Below are 21,549 nucleotides of genomic sequence, written 5' to 3'. Positions count from 1 at the left end.
GTCCAGACCGCTCGCCGCGCGCGCCGCGAGGCCCGGGGCCACCCGGCCCTCCAGCAGGGCATCGAGCAGCGCCCCGCCCCGCTCGTCACTGCGCCGCCGCATCTCTTCGCTCCGTCCCGCAGCCGAGCCGCTCATGGCTGGTGACGATGCCACCGGCCGCGCCGGGGTCCACGGCGCATCACCTCCCTCTGTGCACCCGCACAACCGCGCCGTTCGAAGACTGGTCACCCGCAGCGATTGCGCCCGGGACCGTGGACGCGCGCCGGGCCCGCTGCTGGTCTGTGGCACCACGACGACCAGTCGGAAGGAGGAGGACGCATGGCAACGCTCGAGATCCGCGAACTGTCCGTGGGCTACGGCCCGGTACGGGCACTGCGCGACGTCTCCGTCGACGTGCCGGCCGGCGCGATCACCGCTGTACTCGGTGGCAACGGCGCCGGCAAGACCACGCTGCTGCGGGCCGTATCGCGGACCCTCGGCTTCCACCGCGGGACGGGCACGGGCACCATCCGCTTCGACGGCCGCCCCCTGGACGGACTCCGCCCCGCCCAGGTGGTGGCGGCGGGAGTGATCCAGGTGCCGGAAGGGCGGCAGGTGTTCGCCCGGATGACGGTGGCGGACAATCTGCGGGCGGGCGCTCTCGGGGCACGCGGCGGACGCAGAGCGGCTGCCGCCGCCCTCCACCGCGTACACGAACTGTTCCCGGTGCTCGCCGATCGCGCGCACCAGCGGGCCGGCCTGCTCTCCGGCGGCGAGCAGCAGATGCTGGCGATGGGCCGCGCCCTGATGGCCGCGCCCCGCCTGCTGCTGCTGGACGAGCCGTCCCTCGGCCTCGCCCCGCTCATGGCGGCGAAGATCGCCGAGACGGTCCAGGAGATCAACGCGGGCGGCACCTCCGTCATGCTCGTCGAGCAGAACGCGGCCATCGCGCTGCGGCTCGCCTCCACGGCGTACGTCCTGGACGTCGGCGAGGTCGCCCTCGACGGGCCGGCCGATGAACTCGCCGCGTCCGACGAGGTACGCCGCCGCTATCTCGGAGTCGTCGACGAGACGGCCGCCGAGGACGCGGCCCGGGCGCAGGACACCCCCCGCGGTCTGAGCAGGTGGTCCGCGTGACGACCGCCCCGGCCCCCCTCACCGTGCGCGACGTGACCGTACGCTTCGCCGGGCTCACCGCCCTCGACGCGGTGTCCTTCACCGTCGAGCCGGGCAGCGTGCACGCCGTCATCGGCCCCAACGGCGCGGGCAAGTCCACCACCTTCAACGTGCTCTCCGGCGTCTACCGCGCCACCTCGGGCAGCGTGCACCTGGGCGACACCGAACTCACCGGCCTCGCCCCGCACCGGATCGCCGGCCTCGGCGTGGCCCGCACCTTCCAGAACCTGGCCCTGCCCCCGCACGCCACCGTCGCGGAAAGCCTCATGCTCGGCCGGCACCGGCTCACCCGCGCCGGGTTCGTGGCCTCCGGACTGAGGCTGCCCTCCGCGACCCGGGAGGCCCGCCGGCACCTCGAACGGGTGCGTGAGATCGCCGCTTTCATCGGCCTGGACAAGGAACTCGGCTTTCCGGCCGCCGCCCTCCCGTACGGGAAGCAGAAGCTCGTCGAGCTCGGCCGCGCCCTGTGCATGGAGCCCGAGGTCCTGCTGCTGGACGAACCCATCGCGGGCATGACCGCCGACGAACGCCGCCGCACCGCGGCCGTCGTCGCCGGCGTGCGCGACAGCCTCGGCATCTCGATCGTCATGGTCGAACACGACATGGGGGTGGTGATGCGGCTCGCGGACGCCGTGACCGTACTCGACTTCGGACGCAGGATCGCGGGTGGCACGCCCGCCGAGGTGCAGAACGACCCGGCCGTCGTGCAGGCCTACCTGGGGGCACAGGAATGACCACCTTCATCGAACTACTCCTCGGCGGCCTGTCGATCGGCTCGGTCTACGCGCTGATCGCCCTGGGCTTCGTCGTCATCTTCAAAGCGACCGAGGTCGTCAACTTCGCCCACGCCTCGCTGCTCCTGGCGGGCGGCTACGTCACCGCCGTGCTCCACGACGACATCGGCTTCTGGCCGGCGCTCGGCGTCGGGATCGCGGGCGCGGCGGTCGTCGGCTCGGCCGTCGAGTTCCTCGTGATGCGCCGCTACCGGGGGAGCGACCAGAGCGTCCTGGCCATCGTCACCATCGGCGTCGACATCCTCCTCACCACCGAACTCGTCCGGCGCATGGGCACGGACGTCATGTCGCTGGGGGACCCGTGGGGCGACGACGTCGTCACCGTCGGGGGCGTCACCCTGGCCGAGACCCGCATCGCCGCCTTCCTCGTCGCGGGACTGCTCATCACGGTGTTCCTGCTCGCCTTCCGCTTCACCTCGTGGGGCGTCTCCATGCGGGCCGCGGCCGAGAATCCGCAGACCGCCGCGCTCATGGGCATCCGGCTCGGCCGGGTCTCCCTCTCCGCCTGGGCGGTCGCCGGAGCACTCGCCGCCGTCGCCGCGCTCTTCCTCACCGTGTTCCCGACCCCCGGCCTGGAACGGGCCACCTCGCTCGCCGCGCTCAAGGCGTTCCCCGCCGCGATCCTCGGCGGTCTCGACTCGACGACCGGGGCACTCGTCGGAGGGCTCGTCGTCGGCGTCACCGAGTCACTCGCCACGGGCTACCAGGGCGACCTCTCCTTCCTCGGACGCGGCATCGGCGACCTCGCGCCCTACCTGGTGATGGTGGCCGTCCTGCTCATCCGGCCGGCGGGACTCTTCGGTACGAAGGAGCTGTCCCGTGTCTGAAACCACCAAGGACACCGCCGCGCCGGCCCCTGCCGGGGCCTTCGCCGGACCGTCGCTCACCGGCCGGCTGCGCCGCCCCGCCCCGTACCTCTGGCTCGCCGGCTCGGTCCTGCTCCTCCTCTTCCCGTTCTACCTGGACCGTTTCTGGCTCCAGGCCGGACTCTTCGCGATGGCCGCCGCGATCGGGGCGATCGGGCTCAACCTGCTCACCGGCTCCACCGGCCAGCTCTCCATGGGGCACGCCTTCTTCCTCGCCGTGGGCGCGTACGGCTACTGCGTCCTGGGTGGCGGGAGCAGCACGGAGAACGGGCACGCCCTCACCGGTCTCGGCCTGCCCACCTGGCTCGCGGCCGTCCTGGCCGTGCTCCTGGCGGGTGCCGCGGGCGGACTCTTCAGTCCCATCGCGGGACGGCTGAGCGGCGCCTACCTCGGGATCGCCACCCTCGCGCTGATCTTCATCGGCCAGCACGTCCTGTTCAACGCCGGCTCGCTCACCGGCGGCTTCAACGGCCGCCCGGTACCGCCCCTGTCCCTCTTCGGGTTCACCTTCGACGACGCCGAGGTGGTCGTGGCCGCAGTGCCCTTCCAGTCGTCCGAGAAGCTCTGGTACCTGGGGCTGGCAGCTCTGCTGGCCAGCGGGCTCTTCGCCCGCGGGGTGCTGCGGGGCAGGCCGGGCCGGGCGCTCAACGCCATCCGTGACCACCGGATCGCCGCCGGTGTGATGGGGGTGCCGGTGGCCAGGTACAGGGCCGGTGTCTTCGTCCTGTCCTCGATGTACGCGGGCCTCGCGGGCGTCCTGCTCGCGCTGGTCTTCCAGCGGACCGTGCCCGAGTACTTCGGCATGATCCTGTCCCTCGAATACCTCGCCATGATCGTCATCGGCGGGCTGGGCAGCGTCGCGGGAGCCGTCATCGGCGCCGCCTTCGTGTCGCTGCTCCCGCAGGTGCTCACCCACTACAGCGACTCCCTCCCCCTGGTGTCCGCCCCCGGTACGGGCGGAATCGCACCGGGCGAGGCGTCCCGCTATCTGTACGGCGCCGCGGTCGTCGCGGTCGTCCTGTTCCTGCCCGGCGGCATTGCGCGTCTGAAGAATCCAGGGGAGAAGAAGAAATGAAGCTACGTGTTGTCGGAGCCGTCGTCGCGGCTCTCAGCCTCACCCTCGCGGGATGCAGCGAGAAGGCGAAGTCGTCCGGTGACGGCGCCGCGGACAAGAACGGGGTGAAGGCCGGGGAGGGGGTCACCGGCTCGAAGATCACCCTCGGTGCCCTGACCGACATGACCGGGGTGTACGCCTCCCTGGGCAAGAGCGTCACCCAGGCCCAGCAGCTCTGGGTGGAGGAGACCAACAAGGCCGGCGGCATCTGCGACCGGCAGATCGAACTGACCGTCCGTGACCACGGATACGACCCGCAGAAGGCGATCGGCGCCTACACCGAGCTCGAACCGGACGTGCTGGGCTTCACCCAGTTCATCGGCTCCCCGTTCGTCTCCGCCGTCGAGTCGCGCATCGACGGCCAGGACAAGGGCATCGTCCTGCCCCAGGCCTGGTCGGCGAACCTGGTCGGATCGAAGTACGTCCGGGTCATCGGCGCCACCTACGACGTCGAGACGATCAACCTGGTCGACTTCCTGCTCGACGAGAAGCGCATCGCCAAGGGCGACAAGATCGGTCACGTCTACTTCGAGGGCGACTACGGCGAGAACGCCCTGGCCGGCTCGAAGCACGCGGCGAAGGAGGCGGGCCTCACCGTCGTCGAGCAGAAGATCAAGCCGACCGACAACGACATGACGGCCCAGGTCTCCGCGCTCAAGCAGGCCGGTGTGAAGGCGGTCATCGTCAGCGCGGGCCCGCGCCAGGCGGCCTCCCTGGTCGGTGTCGCCGCGGCCACCGGCTTCACCGTCCCGGTCGTCGGCAACAACTCGGCGTACGCCCCGCAGCTCCTGGCGACCCAGGCGGGCGCGGCCCTGCAGAAGGACTACTACATCGGCTCCTCGACCCTGCCCATCGGTGACGCGGCGGCGGGCCCGGCGAAGCTCTCCAAGGCGTACGCGGCCAAGTACCCGAAGGACGGCCTCGACAACGGCGTCATCGCCGGATACAACGCGGCGACCGTCTTCGGCGAGGCTCTGAAGAAGGCCTGCGAGTCGAAGGACCTCACGCGTGAGGGTGTCGGCAAGGCCCTGCTCACCATCAAGGACTTCGGCGGTGACTTCGGGATCTCGCACGACTTCACCGACCCGTCGGCGCCCTCCACCCGGCAGACCGTCGTCATGAAGCCGGACGCCGGGATCCCCGGCGGTCTGAAGGTGGTCCGCCCGGCCGAGGTGGCCCCGGCGGCCGAGTCCTTCACGCCCGAGCCCTGATCTCCCCGCACGGTGGCGGGCCCGGCCACGGAGGCCGGGCCCGCCATCATGCCGGCCGGGGCCGGCGAACAGGGGTCTTCAAGAAGTGAACATTGTCATGTCCATTGACAGCTGATCGGGCGTGCTGGCTTCATATGAATCAAGCAATGGGAGCGCTCCCATCCATGTGCTCGCCTCACCCCCTGACGTCCTGGGGTGCCGATGACACCCCACCGCCTCGGCACCCCAGGACTCTCCACCACCCCGCTCGCCGGTGCGGCCGTCAGTCCTCCGGCCGGAGCAGTGCGTTGATGAGCAGCAATGCGATGTCGTCCTTGCCGGGCGTGTACCGCTTCGCGTAGCGCACGAGTGTGTCGGCGACGGCCTCCATGTCCTGCTCCAGGGCCAGGGCGAAGTGAGCGGCCAGTTCGGCGGTGGCGTCATCGAAGTCCACGCCCGGCGCCTCCACGAGCCCGTCGGTGTACAGGGCGAGCGCCGCGCCGGGAAGCAGCCGGATCCGCGTGGTCGGGTAGCGGGCCGCGGGGTCGATGCCGAGCAGGAGGCCGGGCGGCAGGTCGAGGACCTCGGTCTGTCCGTCGGGCTGCCGCACGAGCGGCGCGGGATGGCCCGCGGTGGCCAGGCAGGCGCTGTGCCCGGCCAGGTCGAGGTGCACGTAGAGGCAGCTGGTGAACAGGCCGGGGTCGAGGTCGGTGAGCAGACGGTTGGTGCGGGTCAGGACCTCGTCGGGCGGCGCGCCCGCGGAGGCGTGCACAGCGGTACGGACCTGTCCCATGAGTGCGGCGGCGTTCTCGTTGTGGCCCTGTACGTCGCCGATGGCCGCGGCGGCCGTGGTGTCGTCGAGCCGGATCAGGTCGTAGAAATCCCCGCCGATGCCCATGCCCCGGGTCGACGGGAGGTAGCGGGCCGCCACGTCCAGCCCGGCGATCCGGGGCAGCCTCTGGGGCAGGAGGTGGGCCTGCAGACTGTGCGCGAGCCGGTCCTTGGTGTCGTAGAGGCGGGCGCGGTCCAGCGCCTGGGCGAGCAGTCCCGCGATCGAGGTCAGCAGGGCGCGTTCCTCGGGCTCGAAGGGGTGCGGCCGGTCGTAGGCGAGGACCAGGGAGCCGATCGGACGCCCGGAGACGGTCAGCGGCAGGAAGGCGCAGGCGGCCACGGCGTTGCGGAGGCCGGCCGAGGGATAGGCCTGCTCCAGCTCGGCGAAGGTGGGGTAGAAGTCCGGTATGCCTGTCGTCAGCACGTGCGCGGCGGGCGTGGGTGAGGCCAGCGGGGCACCGTCGAAGCGGTCCATGAGCGCGGGGTGGCTGCCCCGCCGGCCCTCCACCCGCAGCCGCCCCTCCACCGATGTCATCACCACGAGGGTCTGGATCCGGAAGGCGGGCATCACCTGGTCGCCGGCCAGCTCGATCACGTCCTGGGTGCCGACGGCCTCGGTGAGCGTCGCCGCCAGATGCATCAGGTGGTACAGGGCGGTGGCCCGGCTCGGCACGCCCGAGGAAGGGGGCAGAGCCGGTGCCGGGACCGGTGTGGGGCCGGGTTCCGAGGTGGGCAGGATCCGCACGCTGATGCCGGTGTCGGTCGGGAACAGGTGGAAGGACAGCCACTGCCCCGGCGGCCGCAGCACGGTGAAGGAGGTCTGCTGGCGGCTGATGACGGCGGCCCGGTAGTGGTCCTCCACGGCGGGGTCGTCCAGCCAGGGAAGCGATATCCAGGGCAGGGTGCCGCACACGTCGCCGGCTTCGCTCCCCAGCAGCGCCGCGGCGGCGTCGTTGAGGTAGGTGACGGTCCCGTCGAGCGCCAGCGCGCAGCTTCCGCCGGGCAGCCTCTCGATGAACTCCGCGGCCGCCACGGCCTCGTCCCGGTCCGGCTCGGGCGGCTCGGGCTGAGGCAGCACCCGCGGCTGGTTCCCCGCCAGGACCGGGTAGCCGCTGCTCTCGGCCTGCTCCAGGAGCAGGCCGATGCCGTGACAGCCCCTGACGACGGCCTCCCGCTCGTCGGGCGTCGCCTGCGGCGGATGTGATCCTGGCCACAGCAGCACCAGTCCGCCTCGCTCGGCGGCGCCGGTACGGACGGGAGCGGCGGCCAGCGCGAACTGGTACGGCAGCACGAGCGCGGCGCGCGGGTAGCGGCGCGCCAGCTCCTCCTGACTGCCGAGCCAGATCAGGCACCGCAGACGTACGGCGTCCGCCACCGGCATCGGCGCGGACAGCGGGACCCGGGCCCACGGGGAGGCCAGCTGGCCGGGCACACCGGCGAGCACGGCCAGGTGCAGCGTGGTGTCGTTCCTCGGCAGGAGGTACAGCATCGCCACGGAAGCGCCGCTCTCGCGTACGACGCGGGCCACGGCGCTGTCCAGCAGCTCCGTGCCCGAACCTGTGGCGGCGACAGCGGCGGCATGGTCCTGCACACCTTCCAGCGTCCCCTGTGACAAGCGGCCGCGCACCCGCTGACGGCCCCGGCCCCACCGGTGCGCGGTGCGCCGGACCGGTCCGCCGCACGCGCGAGGGCCCGGATGCCGTCGAGCATCCGGGCCCTCGTGGAGTCGTGTGCCGCCGTTACGGGAGCTGTGCCGCCCGCGCCTCGCGCCGGTTGTCACGGAAGGTGTTCACCCGCCGCGCCGTGGCGAAGAGCGGGATCACCGCCCCCAGGACGACCTGCAGCGCGCAGCCGGTCTGCAGGAGCAGCTGGCCGCCGGGGGCGTCGAACGCCCAGGCGGCGAGGAGCCCCATCGCGGCCACGATCCAGCTCAGCATCGCCACCGCGAGGACACCCCGCGGCTTCGGGTACTCGACCCGGCTGACCATCAGCCACGCCACTCCGACGATCGCGAGCAGCGTCGGCACGAAGGGCAGCTCCAGAAGCACGATCGAGACGACCGTGAGCGCTCCGAAGGGGCTCGGCATGCCCTGGAACATGCCGTCCTTCAAGGTCACGCACGAGAACCGCGCAAGCCTGAGCACCACCGCCAGCAGCACCACGATCGCCGCGAGCGCCGACACCCGCTGGTGCGCGTCGTCCGCGACCATTCCGTACACCAGCACGAAGTAGGCCGGTGCGAGGCCGAAGCTGATCAGGTCGGAGAGGTTGTCCAGCTCCGCACCCATCGGGGAGGAGCGCAGCTTGCGTGCCACGAGCCCGTCGAACAGGTCGAACACGGCGGCCATGAGCATGAGGATCACCGCGGTCGCCGCGGAGTGCCTGGCCATGCCCGACTCGTCGCTGCCGGTCAGGTGGGGGATGAGGATGCCCGTGGTGGTGAAGTACACCGCCATGAAACCGCACGTGGCGTTACCGAGGGTGAGCGTGTCCGCTATCGACAGCCGCATGGAGAGCGGCATGTCCTCGGCGTCGTCCTGCTCCTCGGCCTCCGGCACCCAGCTCGCCTGAGTATCGGGATCAATCACGGTCAATGCGAGTCACCCCCGCGGTCGTGGCCTGGCCGACCTCGACCGCGACTTCGACACCTTCCGGAAGGTAGATGTCCACGCGCGAGCCGAAGCGGATCAGACCGATGCGTTCGCCCTGCTCCACCTTCGTACCCTGCGGGATGTAGGGGACGATGCGACGGGCGACCGCTCCCGCGATCTGCACCATCTCGATGTCGCCGAGCTCGGTGTCGAAGTGCCAGACAACGCGTTCGTTGTTCTCGCTCTCCTTGTTGAACGCCGGGACGAACCCGCCCGGGATGTGCTCGACCGAGGTCACGGTACCGGACAGGGGGGCCCGGTTGACGTGCACATTCAGCGGGCTCATGAAGATCGCGACGCGGGTGCGCCCGTCCTTCCACGGCATGATGCTCTGCACCACGCCGTCGGCCGGCGAGATGACGCGGCCCTGGGTGATCTCGCGCTCGGGGTCGCGGAAGAACCACAGCATGCCCGCCGCGAGCGCGGTGGTGGGCACGGCCACAGCGGCCCAGCGTCCGGACCGGCGGGCCCGGGCGATGCTGAGTGCCGCGGTGGCGACGGTCGGGAGGAGCCACGGCGAAGCTCCGCGCGCAAGGCGGACCCCGCCGCGTGGTGCAGAGTTCTGACTGTCGGGCATGGATGACCTTCGTAGCGGATGATGCCGCGCTGGCAACGGGGGGACGGCGGCTTTCCGGCGATGCTATCGGGTGCGAGCGGCAACTGGGCAAGCCAGCAGCCGAGTCGGACAGCTGAAAGGCTCCGGACGAGGTTGACCGGGTGTGATGTTCTTCGCCACCAAATCACCTAGAAAGGGACATTTCAGCCCTGGAACCGGTACTCTTCGAGCAGCCGGCGACCGATGATCATTTTCTGGATCTCGGCGGTACCTTCACCGATCAGCAGCATCGGGGCCTCGCGGTAGAGGCGCTCGATCTCGTACTCCTTGGAGAAGCCGTAGCCGCCGTGGATGCGGAAGGCGTCCTCGACGACTTCCTTGCAGTACTCGGAGGCGAGGTACTTCGCCATCCCTGCCTCCAGGTCGTTCCGCTCCCCGGAGTCCTTCTTGCGCGCTGCGTTCACCATCATCGCATGGGCGGCTTCGACCTTGGTGGCCATTTCGGCCAATTTGAACTGGATCGCCTGGTGCTGGGCGATCGGCTTTCCGAAGGTCTGGCGCTGCTGGGCGTACGACACGCCCAGCTCGAACGCACGCTGTGCGACGCCGCAGCCACGCGCGGCGACATTCACCCGTCCGACCTCGACGCCGTCCATCATTTGGTAAAAACCTCGGCCGGTGGTGCCGCCCAGCACGCGATTGGCCGGAATGCGTAGTCCGTCCATGATGAGCTCGGTCGTGTCGACGCCCTTGTAGCCCATCTTGTCGATCTTCCCCGGGATCGTGAGACCGGGGCGGACCTCGCCGAAGCCGGCCTCCTTCTCCACGAGGAAGGTGGTCATCGACTTGTGGGGCGCCGTTCCCTCGGGGTGTCCTTCGTCACTCCGGCACAGCACGGCCACCAGGGTGGACGAGCCGCCGTTCGTCAGCCACATCTTCTGGCCGTTCAGGACGTACTCGTCACCGTCCTTCACGCCCTTGGAGCTGATCGCGGAGACATCGGAGCCCAGGGCCGGCTCGGACATGGAGAAGGCGCCCCGCACCTCGCCCAGGGCCATTCTCGGCAGGAACGTGTCCTTCTGCTCCTGGGTGCCGTGCTGCTTGAGCATGTAGGCCACGATGAAGTGCGTGTTGATGATGCCGGACACGCTCATCCAGCCCCGGGCGATCTCCTCGACGCACAGCGCGTAGGTGAGGAGCGACTCGCCCAGACCGCCGTACTCCTCGGGAATCATCAGCCCGAACAGGCCGAGTTCCTTGAGTCCTTCGACGATGTCCGTCGGGTACTCGTCGCGGTGCTCCAGCTGGGTCGCGACGGGAATGATCTCCTTGTCGACGAAATCCCGGACCGTCGAGAGGATTTCCCGCTGGATATCGGTCAGGCCGGCGGTCTGCGCGAGTCGGCTCATGGCTACTTCTCCCCGTTCTTGCTCGACGGCTGGTTCAGCTCCGGGCGGCCGGGCTGCTCTCCGCCGCGCTCCTTGATGTACGTCTCGGTGGGGACCATCACCTTGCGGCGGAACACGCAGACCAGCGTGCCGTCCTGCTTGTAGCCCCTCGTCTCCACGTGAACGATGCCGCGGTCGTTCTTCGACCTCGACGGCGTCTTGTCGAGCACGGTCGTCTCGCCGTAGATCGTGTCGCCGTGGAAGGTCGGCGCCACGTGCTTCAGTGACTCCACCTCCAGATTGGCGATCGCCTTTCCGGAGACGTCCGGCACCGACATGCCGAGCAGCAGTGAATAGATGTAGTTGCCGACGACGACGTTCTTTCCGAAATCGGTCGTGCTCTCGGCGTAGTTGCTGTCCATGTGCAGTGGGTGATGATTCATGGTCAGCAGGCAGAAGAGGTGGTCGTCGTATTCCGTGACCGTCTTTCCGGGCCAGTGCTTGTAGACAGCACCGACCTCGAACTCCTCATAGGTGCGTCCGAACTGCATGATCAGGCCTCCGGGGCTTCGAACTTGGAGGTGCGCTGCATGCCGGCCGCGCGGCCCTTGCCCGCGATGACCAGGGCCATCTTGCGGCTGGCCTCGTCGATCATCTCGTCGCCGAGCATCGCCGAACCCTTCTTGCCGCCCTCCTCCGAGGTGCACCAGTCGTACGCGTCGAGGATGAGCTCGGCGTGGTCGTAGTCCTCCTGCGAGGGCGAGAACACCTCGTTCGCCGCGTCGACCTGGCCGGGGTGCAGCACCCACTTGCCGTCGAAGCCCAGCGCGGCGGCACGGCCCGCGACCTCGCGGTACGCGTCCACGTCGCGGATCTGGAGGAACGGGCCGTCGATGGCCTGGAGGTCGTGCGTGCGGGCCGCCATGAGGATGCGCATCAGGATGTAGTGGTACGCGTCCGCCGGGTAGCCGGGCGGCTGCTGACCGACGACCAGGGTCTTCATGTTGATCGAGGCCATGAAGTCGGCCGGGCCGAAGATCAGGGTCTCCAGGCGCGGCGAGGCGGCGGCGATGTCGTCGATGTTCACCAGGCCCTTGGCGTTCTCGATCTGTGCCTCGATGCCGATCCGGCCCACCTCGAAGCCCATGGTCTTCTCGATCTGGGTCAGCAGCAGGTCCAGGGCGACGACCTGCTGGGCGTCCTGGACCTTCGGCAGCATGATGCAGTCGAGGTTCGGGCCCGCGCCCTCGACGACCGTGATGACGTCGCGGTACGTCCAGTGCGTCGTCCAGTCGTTCACCCGCACGACCCGGGTCTTGCCCGACCAGTCGCCGTTGTTCAGCGCGTCGACGATGTGGTGGCGGGCGCCCTCCTTGGCGAGCGGCGCGCAGGCGTCCTCCAGGTCGAGGAAGACCTGGTCGGCGGGGAGGCCCTGGGCCTTCTCCAGGAAGCGCGGGTTGGAGCCGGGGACAGCCAGACAGGAACGGCGCGGGCGCAGGCGGGAGGCGCCGTCCTGCAGGGACGCCGCCTGAGGGCGGTTCACGGGGGCCGGGTGGTGCGCGGCGGAGCCGCCCGGAACCGGGGTGGTGGCGGGCGACGGGCTGGGCGTGGTCATGCGGAGACCTCCAGAGGGTCGAGCTTGTTCGCTTTCCGGATCTCATCGACGATACGGCCGATGATCTCCGTGATGCCGAAGTCCTTCGGCGTGAAGACGGCGGCGACGCCGGCCGCGACGAGGGCGTTCGCGTCGGCCGGTGGGATGATGCCGCCCGCGATCACCGGGATGTCCGGCGCCCCGGCCTCGCGCAGCCGGTTCAGCACGTCCGGCACCAGCTCGGCGTGCGAGCCGGACAGGATGGACAGGCCGACGCAGTGCACGTCCTCGGCCAGCGCGGCGTCGGTGATCTGCTCGGGCGTCAGCCTGATCCCCTGGTAGACCACCTCGAAGCCGGCGTCCCTCGCGCGTACGGCGATCTGCTCGGCGCCGTTGGAGTGGCCGTCGAGACCGGGTTTGCCGACCAGCAGGCGCAGGCGTCCGACGCCCAGGTCGCCGGCGGTGCGCGCCACCTTCTCGCGGACCAGTGCCAGGGGCGTCCCGGCCTCCGCGGCGACGGCCACGGGCGCGGAGGAGACGCCTGTCGGCGCCCGGAACTCACCGAACACGTCGCGCAGGGCCCAGGCCCACTCACCCGTGGTCACGCCCGCCCGCGCGCACTCGACGGTCGCCTCCATCAGGTTCGCGGTGCCCGCCGCGGCCTTCTTCAGGGCTGTCAGTGACTCCGTCGCCCGCGCCTCGTCGCGGTTGTCGCGCCACGCGTGCAGAGCGGCGACGACCCGCGCCTCGTTCTCGGGGTCCACCGTCATGATCGCGGCATCGAGGTCGGCGGTCAGCGGGCTGGGCTCGGTCGTCCCGTGGATGTTGACGCCGACGATCTTCTCCTCGCCGCTCTCGATCCGGGCCCGCCGTGCGGCGTGCGAGGAGACGAGCTCCGACTTGAGGTAGCCCGACTCCACGGCGGCCATCGCGCCGCCCATCTGCTGGATGCGGTCGATCTCCGCCAGCGACTCGGTGACCAGCTCGTCGACCTTGGCCTCGACGACGTGCGAACCGGCGAAGATGTCCTCGTACTCCAGCAGATCGCTCTCGTGCGCCAGCACCTGCTGGATACGGAGCGACCACTGCTGGTCCCAGGGGCGCGGCAGCCCCAGCGCCTCGTTCCAGGCGGGCAACTGCACGGCGCGGGCGCGCGCGTCCTTGGAGAGGGTGACGGCCAGCATCTCCAGCACGATGCGCTGGACGTTGTTCTCCGGCTGTGCCTCGGTCAGCCCCAGGGAGTTGACCTGTACGCCGTAGCGGAAACGGCGCTGCTTCGGGTCCGCGATGCCGTACCGCTCGCGCGTGATCTGGTCCCAGATGCGGCCGAAGGCGCGCATCTTGCACATCTCCTCGATGAAGCGGACTCCCGCGTTCACGAAGAAGGAGATGCGGGCGACGACATCGCCGAACCTCTCCTCGGGCACCTGGCCGGAGTCGCGCACGGCGTCGAGTACCGCTATGGCCGTCGACATGGCGTACGCGATCTCCTGGACGGGAGTGGCTCCCGCCTCCTGCAGGTGGTAGCTGCAGATGTTGATCGGGTTCCACTTCGGGATGCGGTCGACGGTGTACGTGATCATGTCGGTCGTCAGCCGCAGCGACGGGCCCGGCGGGAAGACGTGTGTCCCCCGTGACAGGTACTCCTTGACGATGTCGTTCTGCGTCGTGCCCTGGAGCCTGCCGAGGGCGTCGCCGTCCAGGCCCTGCTCCTCCGCGACCACCTGGTAGAGCGCCAGCATCCACATCGCGGTGGCGTTGATCGTCATCGAGGTGTTCATCTGTTCCAGGGGGATGTCCTGGAACAGCCGCCGCATGTCACCGAGGTGCGAGACGGGCACCCCGACCCTGCCCACCTCTCCGCGGGCGAGGACGTGGTCGGGGTCGTAGCCGGTCTGCGTGGGCAGGTCGAAGGCGACCGAGAGGCCCGTCTGGCCCTTGGCGAGGTTGCGCCGGTAGAGCTCGTTGGACGCCTCGGCGGTCGAATGCCCGGCGTACGTCCGCATGAGCCACGGCCGGTCCTTCCGGCGATCGGTCATCGTCGGCCTCAGACGTCGCGGAAGCGGTTGATGGCATCGATGTGCTGCTCGCGCAGCTCCGGGTCGCGCACTCCCATGCCCTCACGCGGGGCCAGTGCGAGGACGCCGACCTTGCCCTGGTGGAGGTTGCGGTGCACGTCGTACGCGGCCTGGCCGGTGTCCTCCAGGGAGTAGACCTTGGAGAGCGTCGGGTGGATCTTGCCCTTGGCGATCAGACGGTTCGCCTCCCACGCCTCGCGGTAGTTGGCGAAGTGCGAGCCGATGATCCGCTTGAGGGACATCCACAGGTAGCGGTTGTCGTACTCGTGGTTGTAGCCCGAGGTCGAGGCGCAGGTGACGATCGTGCCGCCCTTGCGGGTGACGTAGACGCTCGCGCCGAAGGTCTCACGGCCCGGGTGCTCGAAGACGATGTCCACGTCCTCACCGCCGGTCAGCTCACGGATGCGCTTGCCGAACCGCTTCCACTCGCGCGGGTCCTGGTGGTGCTCGTCCTTCCAGAACCGGAAGTCCTCGGCGTTGCGGTCGATGATCGCGCTCGCGCCCATGCTCCGGCAGATGTCCGCCTTCTGGTCACTGGAGACGACACAGATCGGGTTGGCACCGCCGGCCAGCGCGAACTGTGTGGCGTAGGAGCCCAGTCCGCCGCTCGCGCCCCAGATCAGCACGTTGTCGCCCTGCTTCATGCCGGCGCCGTTGCGTGAGACGAGCTGGCGGTAGGCGGTGGAGTTGACCAGGCCCGGGGCGGCGGCTTCCTCCCAGCTGAGGTGCTTCGGCTTCGGCATCAGCTGGTTCGACTTGACCAGTGCGATCTCCGCCAGTCCGCCGAAGTTGGTCTCGAAGCCCCAGATGCGCTGCTCGGGGTCGAGCATCGTGTCGTTGTGGCCGTCGCTCGATTCGAGCTCGACGGACAGGCAGTGTGCGACGACCTCGTCACCCGGGTTCCAGGCGTTGACGCCGGGTCCGGTGCGCAGCACGACGCCCGCGAGGTCGGAGCCGATGACGTGGTACGGGAGGTCGTGGCGCTTGCTGAGGTCGCTGAGCTTGCCGTACCGCTCCAGGAAGCCGAAGGTCGAGACGGGCTCGAAGATCGACGTCCACACGGAGTTGTAGTTGACCGAGCTGGCCATGACCGCCACCAGGGCCTCGCCCGGACCGAGTTCGGGCACCGGCACGTCCTCGACGTGGAGGGACTTGCGGGGGTCCTTGTCGCGGCTGGCGACGCCGGCGAACATCTCGGCCTCGTCCTTGTGCACGGTCACCGCGCGGTACGACTCGGGGAGGGGCAGCGCCGCGAAGTCCGCGGCCGTGGCCGCGGCGGAGCCGCTCTTCGAATCGGTCTGCGACTGGATCGCGTCCAGGATTTCCTTCACGGTGATGCCTCCGGCAGATCGGGTCTCCGGCGTCGGGGGAACGCTCGGAGGACCCCTGTGGTCAGGGGAGCGGTGCGGTGTGGAGGTGTGCCGTCGGTTCGGCGGGCGGTGCTTGTGGCCTGCTCGGTGGAGCAGAAGGGTTTGCCTGTGACGCAGGCGCCCGGGCGCGCGGACACGTGGTCTGCGGGGACAGCCGGCGTACGGGAGATCTCTGTACGCCGGCCGCCCGGACCCCTTCAACGTATGGCACTGCGTGACAGGTGACAAGGCACCCAGTGCCAACAATTTCTCTCACTTGTCATCTCGTCGGCACGCATGAGCACCATCATGCGTGGCATGTTGCGTTGATCCCTGTTTGTCCGCGCTACAGCGTGATGCGGTGCACGTACGGCGTCGTCGTGCTCAGGGTCGTGAAGCCGAGCCGCCGCAGAACCGGGGCGGACCGATCCGTCGCGTCGACCTGGAGGAAGCGGTAGCCGTGTCCGGCGGCCGTACGGGACCGGTGGGCGATCAGCGCCCGGTAGATGCCCCTGCCCCGCCAGGGTGCCGCGGTGCCTCCTCCCCACAGCCCGGCGAAGCCGGTGCCGGGGTACATCTCCATACGGGCCGAGCTCACCGGCTCGCCGCCCGCCATGGCGACCACCGCGACGAATGTGCCCGGGGCTTCGGTGAGGCGGGCCAGGGTCCGATGCCGCAGCCGCGAACCATCGGTGCCGAAGGCCAGCTCATGGGCCCGCACCATCAGGTCCACCCCCTCCGCGTCGGTGACGTCCCGCAACCGGACACCCTCGGGGAGCACGACCGGCACGGACTGGTCCGCGACCGGTGCCACCAGCAGGGTCTCGGGCGGCTCCGGCTCGAACCCGGCCGCGGCCAGGAGGCGGCCCAGATTCCCCGGGCCGTCGTGTGCGTACAGCTTCCACTCGAACTCGTCGGCCCCCCGGGCGGTGTAGTGCTCGATCTGGGCGGCGATCTCCGCCTCCGCGCGGCCGGGGGAGAGGTCCGGGGCCGACCACACGACGCCGTTCCAGTCGTCGGGGCCCCCGGTCCGCCGTACGACGTCCCCCACCCGCTCGACGTGTGTCCCGGGGCCGTCGGGGCGGGCGTGTTCGCGCATCTCGTGGTCGAAGAGGGCCAGCATCTCGTCAGGTTCCATCCGCGCATCCGAGCACGCGGGCCCCGGCCCGGCCATCGGATTTCCGTAGCGGTGCGTCAAGCGCCGGCCATGGGGCATACGGAAGTGATCTTGATGTCGGCGCAACGGGCAGGGGTGGGAACGCGATGGGCATACAGGTGCGCCGAAGCGTCCGGGAGGGCCGCAGGGCCGAGTTCGACGTCCGGAGGACGGCGTTCGGCTTCGTCTTCCTCGCTCTCCTGGTCTGCGGCGCCGGACTGGCGTTGCGCACGGCCCTGGAGGCGGCCGGACAGCATCCGGTGGCCGCTGCGGTTTTCTCCGTCCTGCTGGTGGCCGGCGTCGTGGCTCTCCTGCGCATGCGCCGCAGCCGCAGGGCGGCGGCCAGGGCGGCGGCGGCAGCCGTCGAGACCGCGTACGAGGTGGTGGACGCCGCCCTGGAGGAGCCGCAGGCGACGGACGCCGTCCCCGCCCCGGGGGAGCCGCGGACAGCCGGCGCCGTCACAGCCCCCGAGCCGGAGCGACGGGTCGACTACACGGCCATGGACCCCTACGCCTTCGAGGAGGCCGTGGCCGGTCTCTGCCGACGGGACGGCTGCCTGGACGTCGAAGTGGTCGGAGGCGCCGGCGACCTGGGCGCGGACGTGATCGCCACCACGCCGGACGGCCGCCGTCTGGTGGTGCAGTGCAAGAGGTACACGAGCGACAACAAGGTCGGCTCGCAGGACCTCCAGCGCTTCGGCGGCACCTGCTACGCGGTGCACGAGGCCGAGGTGGCCGTCGTCGTCACCACCGGGGAATTCACCGAACCGGCTCTCGAGTACGCCGGACAGTGCGACATCGTCTGTGTCGGGCTCGATGAGCTCGACGCGTGGAGCGAGGGCGCCGCGGCACCGCCCTGGCACGCGGGAGCAGCCGTGCAGCCCGCCGAGCACTGATCCCCGCCGGGGCCGGGGTCAGTGCTCCTTCAGCGCCTGCTGGATCGTGCGCATGACCTCGTCGAGCGGTGCGTCCGTACGGGCCACGGCGACCAGCACCTCCCCCTGCCTGGACACCGAGGCGGCGGGGGCCCTCCCGGACTCGCCCCCCACGGCCCGCCCGGCCCCGATGCCCGTGCCGAAGGTCTCCCGCACGATCCCGAAGGCATGGTCGAGCTGAGACTCGACGTCGCCCTGGCCGTCCGCGCGCAGCCAGCGCCGCAGCACATGGTTGTGCGCGGTCACCACGGCGGACGCGGCGACCTCGGCGAGCAGGGGGTCGTCATTGCCCACATGGTGGTCGCGCTCATCGAAATGGCCCAGCAGATAGCGCGTGAACAGACGCTCGTAGCGGGCCACCGACGCGATCTCCGCCTCGCGGAGCGTCGGCACCTCACGGGTCAGCTTGTAGCGCGCGACGGAGACCGCCGGCTTCGCCGCGTACATCTTCATGACCTCCTTGATGCCGCGGCACACGGTGTCGAGCGGGTGCTCGTGCGCGGGGGCGGCATTGAGGACGGCCTCGGCCCTGACGAGGGTGTCGTCGTGGTCCGGGAAGATGGCCTCCTCCTTGGAGCGGAAGTGGCGGAAGAACGTGCGCCGGGCGACGCCGGCGGCCCCCGCGATCTCGTCGACCGTGGTCGCCTCGTACCCCTTCGTGGCGAACAGCTCCATTGCCGCGGCGGCCAGTTCGCGGCGCATCTTGAGGCGCTGGGCGGCGGCCCGGGTGCTTGCGGCACTCTCAGGGGCGTCCGTCGCGGCGGAGGAACGGGAGGACCTGACGGGTTGGGACATGAGGTGAACGTAACCCATCGTTGCAGGGGAGCGCGCCTGCGGGGGCGGGTCGCCCGAGGGTCCCAGCAACCCGCCCCACCCGGCCCCGCGCTCAGCGGCGGGCATATTCGCGGAAGCCGCGCCCCGTCTTGCGGCCGAGGCAGCCCGCGGCCACCAGATGCTCCAGCAGCGGCGCCGGGGCGAGACCCGGGTCGCGGAACTCGCCGTGCAGCACCCTCTCGATGGCGAGGGAGACGTCCAGCCCGACGACGTCCAGGAGCTCGAAGGGCCCCATGGGGTAGCCGCCGCCCAGCTTCATCGCCGCGTCGATGTCGTCGAGCGTCGCGTAGTGCTCCTCGACCATCTTGATCGCGTTGTTGAGGTAGGGGAACAGCAGCGCGTTCACGATGAAGCCGGCCCGGTCGCCGCAGTCGACCGGGTGCTTGCGCACCTTCACGCAGACCTCACGGACCGTGGCGTGCACATCGTCGGCGGTGAGCACGGTGCGGACCACCTCGACGAGCTTCATCGCGGGCGCGGGGTTGAAGAAGTGCATCCCGACGACGTCCTCGGGACGCGAGGTCGCCCGGGCGACCGCCACGACAGGCAGCGACGAGGTGGTCGTCGCGAGCACCGCCCCCGGCTTGCAGACCTTGTCCAGCGTCCGGAAGAGCTGCCGCTTGATCTCCAGGTCCTCGGCGACCGCCTCGACCGCGAGACCGACGTCGGCGAAGGAGTCCAGCGAGCCCGCCGGCGTGATCCGGGCGAGCGTCCCGTCCCGCACCTCCTGAGTCATCCTTCCCTTGGAGACGGAGCGGTCCAGGGACTTGGCGATCCTGGCCTTGGCCGTGTCCGCCTTCTCCTGGCTGCGCGCGGCGAGGACCACCGTGTACCCGGCCTTCGCGAAGACCTCCGCGATGCCCGAGGCCATCGTCCCCGACCCCGCCACCCCCACCGAGGACACCTCGCGCCCGGTGACCGTGCCCGCGCTCCCCGTCGGCGTCAGGGCGTCCGGCACCACGCTCTGGCCGCCCGGGGCGTCGTACGTGTAGAAGCCGCGGCCCGCCTTGCGGCCGGTCAGGCCGGCCTCGCTGAGCTGCCCGAGCACCGGGGCCGGGGCGTGCAGCCGGTCGTGGGACGCGGAGTACATGGCCTCCAGGACCGTCCGGGCCGTGTCGATGCCGATCAGGTCGAGCAGCGCCAGGGGGCCCATCGGCAGCCCGCAGCCCAGCTTCATCGCGGCGTCGATGTCCTCGCGGGAGGCGTAGTTCGCCTCGTACATCGCCGCGGCCTGGTTGAGATAGCCGAACAGCAGGCCGTCCGCGACGAAACCGGGCCGGTCGCCGACCGCGACGGGCTCCTTGCCCAGCTCGCGGGCGAGCCGGGTGACGCTCTCCACGGCGGGCGGGGCGGTGAGCACCGAGGAGACGACCTCGATGAGCTTCATCACGGGCGCCGGATTGAAGAAGTGCAGACCGAGGACACGCTCGGGGCGCTGCGACTCGGCGGCCAGCCGTGTCACGGACAGGGCGTTCGTGCCCGTCGCGAGGATCGCGGTGGGGGAGACCACCGCGTCGAGCTCCCGGAAGACCTGCTGCTTGATCTCGTACGTCTCCGGCACGACCTCGATGACCAGCTCGGCGTCCGCGGCGGCCTGCAGATCGGAGAACGTGCGGAAGCGGGCGAGGATGTCGTGCCGCTCCTGCTCCGTGATCCGGTCACGGGCCACGGAACGTGCGGTGGAGGCCTCCAGGGAGGCGACGGCCTGGCGGGCGGCGGCTTCGCTGACGTCGATGCCGATGACCTCACGGCCCGCACGGGCCAGGACCTCGGCGATGCCGGTGCCCATGGTGCCGAGGCCGACGACGGCAATGGTGGTGAGCGGGGTGTCCATCACGGGACTCCAGGGTGAGTGACGACTGGGAGGAGCACGACGGCGCGCGTGGCCGGGACCGGCCGGCGCTCGGGGTGCGTGAATGGCGAGTCGTGGTGCACGCCCCCGGAGCGCACGGCGCACGGGGGAGGGTGACGGGCTCTGTCCCGAGCCGCGTCCGTCGAACTGCCGAACCGACAAGCACTCCGGGTGGCTGCGTCACCAGGCCACCGGAGTTGGCGGGTGTGTGTCCCGCTCACTTGAGATTAACCGGGGGGTAACGAGCGCGCCAGCCCTGGTCGACTGTGTGCTGGCACACACTCGGCAGACCGCTTTGCACATGCGTCGACGAGCTCGGTGCCACATGCCCCTCGTGGATGCCCGGCAGTTCATGGCAGGGAGGAAACGGATGCTGCGGAGCAGTGGGAGAAGGAACCGCAGTTCGCCGCCAGGGGGGCACGGCCCTCTGGCCCGCAGATGTAGCCACTGTGTTTGTTCGTGCTGGTTGGTGCACGCGACCACGAGGCACGTGGAGCGGGCTTCCAAGGTCCGTTTCCCTCCGGCCGATCCGCAGGCGTCCGGGCTGGCGCACACGCTCGGGTGTGTGCGGAAGGTCTGCGGTCTGGCCCTCGCCGCCCGTTCCGAGGCGTGGGTGCGTGGATGCGCGCGGACCGGAGCGGACCGCTGCCCCGATCGCGGACGGCGCCTTTGCCGACGTCGAACGCGCACCGGGCATCACCGCCACGTGCTGGCTGACCGGACGCCCGTGGGCCACCTCTTCCGTGCGGGGCTGCCGCGGAGCGATCGGATCACCGCAGAAGCTCACCGGCGAGTTCCAGCCAGCCAGATACGCACCTCAGGCCCCACTCTCACTGCTTGAACACATCTTGCACACAGGATTTTCCTGGAAAGGACGGGACGACCCGGAGGATGAGGGCGCCCACCGCCCGGCCGCAGACGGGGGTACTTTCCGTCAACTTGTTCTGCAGGAGCATCGCCCTCTGTTCACCTGCGCACATGTCTTTCTAGGATGACGCCGCGCTGGACCGGATACTGACTGCTCCGTTTTTGCGTACATCAACTGGGCGGCCGGGACAGCAGTTCCGTCGGGGGGAAAGCGCATCGTCAGGGCGCAGTGTCCACACTTCGTGCATCCCATTTCAGCCAGGCATCGCCGCTCCTGATGCGGCGGCGGGCCGAGTGGTCTTCTCCGCCACCTCGATTGCTGTCACCGGCTGTCTTCCG

General features: G+C 70.2%; 18 protein-coding genes. 7 read left to right on the top strand and 11 right to left on the bottom strand.

All coding sequences use genetic code 11. The annotated features are described in order from the left end of the window. Window positions 1-318: 318 nt before the first annotated feature. The 5 genes from VN520_RS24625 to VN520_RS24605 are packed head-to-tail and all read left to right on the top strand — an operon-like array spanning window position 319 to window position 5,140. On the top strand, window positions 319-1,116 hold the full coding sequence (locus VN520_RS24625; protein WP_325749120.1) for an ABC transporter ATP-binding protein: 798 nt from the start codon (window positions 319-321) through the stop codon (window positions 1,114-1,116). Beyond that, a complete protein-coding gene (locus VN520_RS24620; protein ID WP_325749119.1) occupies window positions 1,104-1,889 on the top strand; it encodes an ABC transporter ATP-binding protein in 786 nt (261 codons plus the stop codon). Before VN520_RS24625 ends, VN520_RS24620 begins: the two co-directional genes overlap by 13 nt. Beyond that, window positions 1,886-2,776, top strand: a complete 891-nt coding sequence (locus tag VN520_RS24615; RefSeq protein WP_325749118.1) for a branched-chain amino acid ABC transporter permease — start codon at window positions 1,886-1,888, stop codon at window positions 2,774-2,776. The genes VN520_RS24620 and VN520_RS24615 overlap by 4 nt, the downstream gene beginning before the upstream one ends. Further along, the gene (locus VN520_RS24610) at window positions 2,769-3,890 is read left to right on the top strand and encodes a branched-chain amino acid ABC transporter permease (RefSeq protein WP_325749117.1); all 1,122 of its coding nucleotides are present in this window, start codon (window positions 2,769-2,771) and stop codon (window positions 3,888-3,890) included. Before VN520_RS24615 ends, VN520_RS24610 begins: the two co-directional genes overlap by 8 nt. Next, window positions 3,887-5,140 carry an ABC transporter substrate-binding protein gene (locus tag VN520_RS24605; protein ID WP_325749116.1) on the top strand — a complete coding sequence of 418 codons (1,254 nt, stop codon included), beginning with the start codon at window positions 3,887-3,889 and terminating at the stop codon, window positions 5,138-5,140. Before VN520_RS24610 ends, VN520_RS24605 begins: the two co-directional genes overlap by 4 nt. A gap of 262 nt (window positions 5,141-5,402) precedes the next feature. Here VN520_RS24605 and VN520_RS24600 read toward each other — a convergent pair whose 3' ends face one another. The 9 genes from VN520_RS24600 to VN520_RS24560 form a co-directional block, all read right to left on the bottom strand. Continuing rightward, window positions 5,403-7,541 carry a SpoIIE family protein phosphatase gene (locus VN520_RS24600; protein ID WP_325749115.1) on the bottom strand — a complete coding sequence of 713 codons (2,139 nt, stop codon included), beginning with the start codon at window positions 7,539-7,541 and terminating at the stop codon, window positions 5,403-5,405. 148 nt (window positions 7,542-7,689) lie between these two features. After that, window positions 7,690-8,508, bottom strand: a complete 819-nt coding sequence (gene pssA, locus VN520_RS24595; protein ID WP_325749121.1) for a CDP-diacylglycerol--serine O-phosphatidyltransferase — start codon at window positions 8,506-8,508, stop codon at window positions 7,690-7,692. A gap of 22 nt (window positions 8,509-8,530) precedes the next feature. Further along, window positions 8,531-9,178: a phosphatidylserine decarboxylase gene (locus VN520_RS24590; RefSeq protein ID WP_325749114.1), complete on the bottom strand. Its 648-nt coding sequence runs from the start codon at window positions 9,176-9,178 to the stop codon at window positions 8,531-8,533. 182 nt (window positions 9,179-9,360) lie between these two features. Next, a complete protein-coding gene (locus VN520_RS24585; RefSeq protein WP_325749113.1) occupies window positions 9,361-10,566 on the bottom strand; it encodes an acyl-CoA dehydrogenase family protein in 1,206 nt (401 codons plus the stop codon). Window positions 10,567-10,568: 2 nt separating this feature from the next. Then, window positions 10,569-11,096, bottom strand: a complete 528-nt coding sequence (locus VN520_RS24580) for a MaoC family dehydratase (protein ID WP_325749112.1) — start codon at window positions 11,094-11,096, stop codon at window positions 10,569-10,571. Window positions 11,097-11,098: 2 nt separating this feature from the next. Then, a complete protein-coding gene (locus VN520_RS24575; RefSeq protein ID WP_325749111.1) occupies window positions 11,099-12,160 on the bottom strand; it encodes a CoA ester lyase in 1,062 nt (353 codons plus the stop codon). Next, complete coding sequence (locus VN520_RS24570) at window positions 12,157-14,178, bottom strand: protein meaA (RefSeq protein WP_325749110.1); 2,022 nt, start codon at window positions 14,176-14,178, stop codon at window positions 12,157-12,159. The genes VN520_RS24575 and VN520_RS24570 overlap by 4 nt, the downstream gene beginning before the upstream one ends. 8 nt (window positions 14,179-14,186) lie before the next feature. Next, window positions 14,187-15,548, bottom strand: coding sequence for a crotonyl-CoA carboxylase/reductase (gene ccrA / locus VN520_RS24565; protein WP_325749109.1), 1,362 nt, complete (start codon window positions 15,546-15,548; stop codon window positions 14,187-14,189). Between the two features lie 364 nt (window positions 15,549-15,912). After that, entirely contained in the window at window positions 15,913-16,704 is a 792-nt protein-coding gene (locus VN520_RS24560) for a GNAT family N-acetyltransferase (RefSeq protein ID WP_325749108.1), read from the bottom strand. 125 nt (window positions 16,705-16,829) lie between these two features. Between VN520_RS24560 and VN520_RS24555 the strand changes: the two genes are divergently transcribed. After that, window positions 16,830-17,618, top strand: a complete 789-nt coding sequence (locus tag VN520_RS24555) for a restriction endonuclease (protein ID WP_325749107.1) — start codon at window positions 16,830-16,832, stop codon at window positions 17,616-17,618. Between the two features lie 18 nt (window positions 17,619-17,636). On the opposite strand, the gene VN520_RS24550 is transcribed toward VN520_RS24555, so the two are convergent. Both VN520_RS24550 and VN520_RS24545 read right to left on the bottom strand, forming a co-directional pair. Then, the gene (locus VN520_RS24550; RefSeq protein ID WP_325749106.1) at window positions 17,637-18,452 is read right to left on the bottom strand and encodes a TetR family transcriptional regulator; all 816 of its coding nucleotides are present in this window, start codon (window positions 18,450-18,452) and stop codon (window positions 17,637-17,639) included. A gap of 91 nt (window positions 18,453-18,543) precedes the next feature. After that, window positions 18,544-20,325, bottom strand: a complete 1,782-nt coding sequence (locus VN520_RS24545) for a 3-hydroxybutyryl-CoA dehydrogenase (protein ID WP_325749105.1) — start codon at window positions 20,323-20,325, stop codon at window positions 18,544-18,546. Between the two features lie 82 nt (window positions 20,326-20,407). Here VN520_RS24545 and VN520_RS24540 point away from each other — a divergent pair, with 82 nt between their 5' ends. Then, window positions 20,408-21,184, top strand: coding sequence for a helix-turn-helix domain-containing protein (locus VN520_RS24540; protein ID WP_325749104.1), 777 nt, complete (start codon window positions 20,408-20,410; stop codon window positions 21,182-21,184). Window positions 21,185-21,549: the final 365 nt, after the last annotated feature.

This window comes from Streptomyces sp., assembly GCF_035563135.1.
Lineage (GTDB): Bacteria > Actinomycetota > Actinomycetes > Streptomycetales > Streptomycetaceae > Streptomyces.
The sequence above is the reverse complement of the archived record's forward strand: the minus strand, read 5'-3'. Positions and strand labels throughout refer to the sequence as shown.

What these genes read in the sequence shown, in the direction of transcription:
- VN520_RS24625 (WP_325749120.1), top strand. Translation starts at nt 319, where the DNA reads ATGGCAACGCTCGAGATCCGCGAACTGTCCGTGGGCTACGGCCCGGTA.
- VN520_RS24615 (WP_325749118.1), top strand. Translation starts at nt 1,886, where the DNA reads ATGACCACCTTCATCGAACTACTCCTCGGCGGCCTGTCGATCGGCTCG.
- VN520_RS24605 (WP_325749116.1), top strand. Translation starts at nt 3,887, where the DNA reads ATGAAGCTACGTGTTGTCGGAGCCGTCGTCGCGGCTCTCAGCCTCACC.
- VN520_RS24590 (WP_325749114.1), bottom strand. Translation starts at nt 9,178, where the DNA reads ATGCCCGACAGTCAGAACTCTGCACCACGCGGCGGGGTCCGCCTTGCG.
- VN520_RS24585 (WP_325749113.1), bottom strand. Translation starts at nt 10,566, where the DNA reads ATGAGCCGACTCGCGCAGACCGCCGGCCTGACCGATATCCAGCGGGAA.
- VN520_RS24580 (WP_325749112.1), bottom strand. Translation starts at nt 11,096, where the DNA reads ATGCAGTTCGGACGCACCTATGAGGAGTTCGAGGTCGGTGCTGTCTAC.
- VN520_RS24575 (WP_325749111.1), bottom strand. Translation starts at nt 12,160, where the DNA reads ATGACCACGCCCAGCCCGTCGCCCGCCACCACCCCGGTTCCGGGCGGC.
- VN520_RS24570 (WP_325749110.1), bottom strand. Translation starts at nt 14,178, where the DNA reads ATGACCGATCGCCGGAAGGACCGGCCGTGGCTCATGCGGACGTACGCC.
- VN520_RS24560 (WP_325749108.1), bottom strand. Translation starts at nt 16,704, where the DNA reads ATGGAACCTGACGAGATGCTGGCCCTCTTCGACCACGAGATGCGCGAA.
- VN520_RS24555 (WP_325749107.1), top strand. Translation starts at nt 16,830, where the DNA reads ATGGGCATACAGGTGCGCCGAAGCGTCCGGGAGGGCCGCAGGGCCGAG.
- VN520_RS24550 (WP_325749106.1), bottom strand. Translation starts at nt 18,452, where the DNA reads ATGTCCCAACCCGTCAGGTCCTCCCGTTCCTCCGCCGCGACGGACGCC.
- VN520_RS24545 (WP_325749105.1), bottom strand. Translation starts at nt 20,325, where the DNA reads ATGGACACCCCGCTCACCACCATTGCCGTCGTCGGCCTCGGCACCATG.
- VN520_RS24540 (WP_325749104.1), top strand. Translation starts at nt 20,408, where the DNA reads ATGGCGAGTCGTGGTGCACGCCCCCGGAGCGCACGGCGCACGGGGGAG.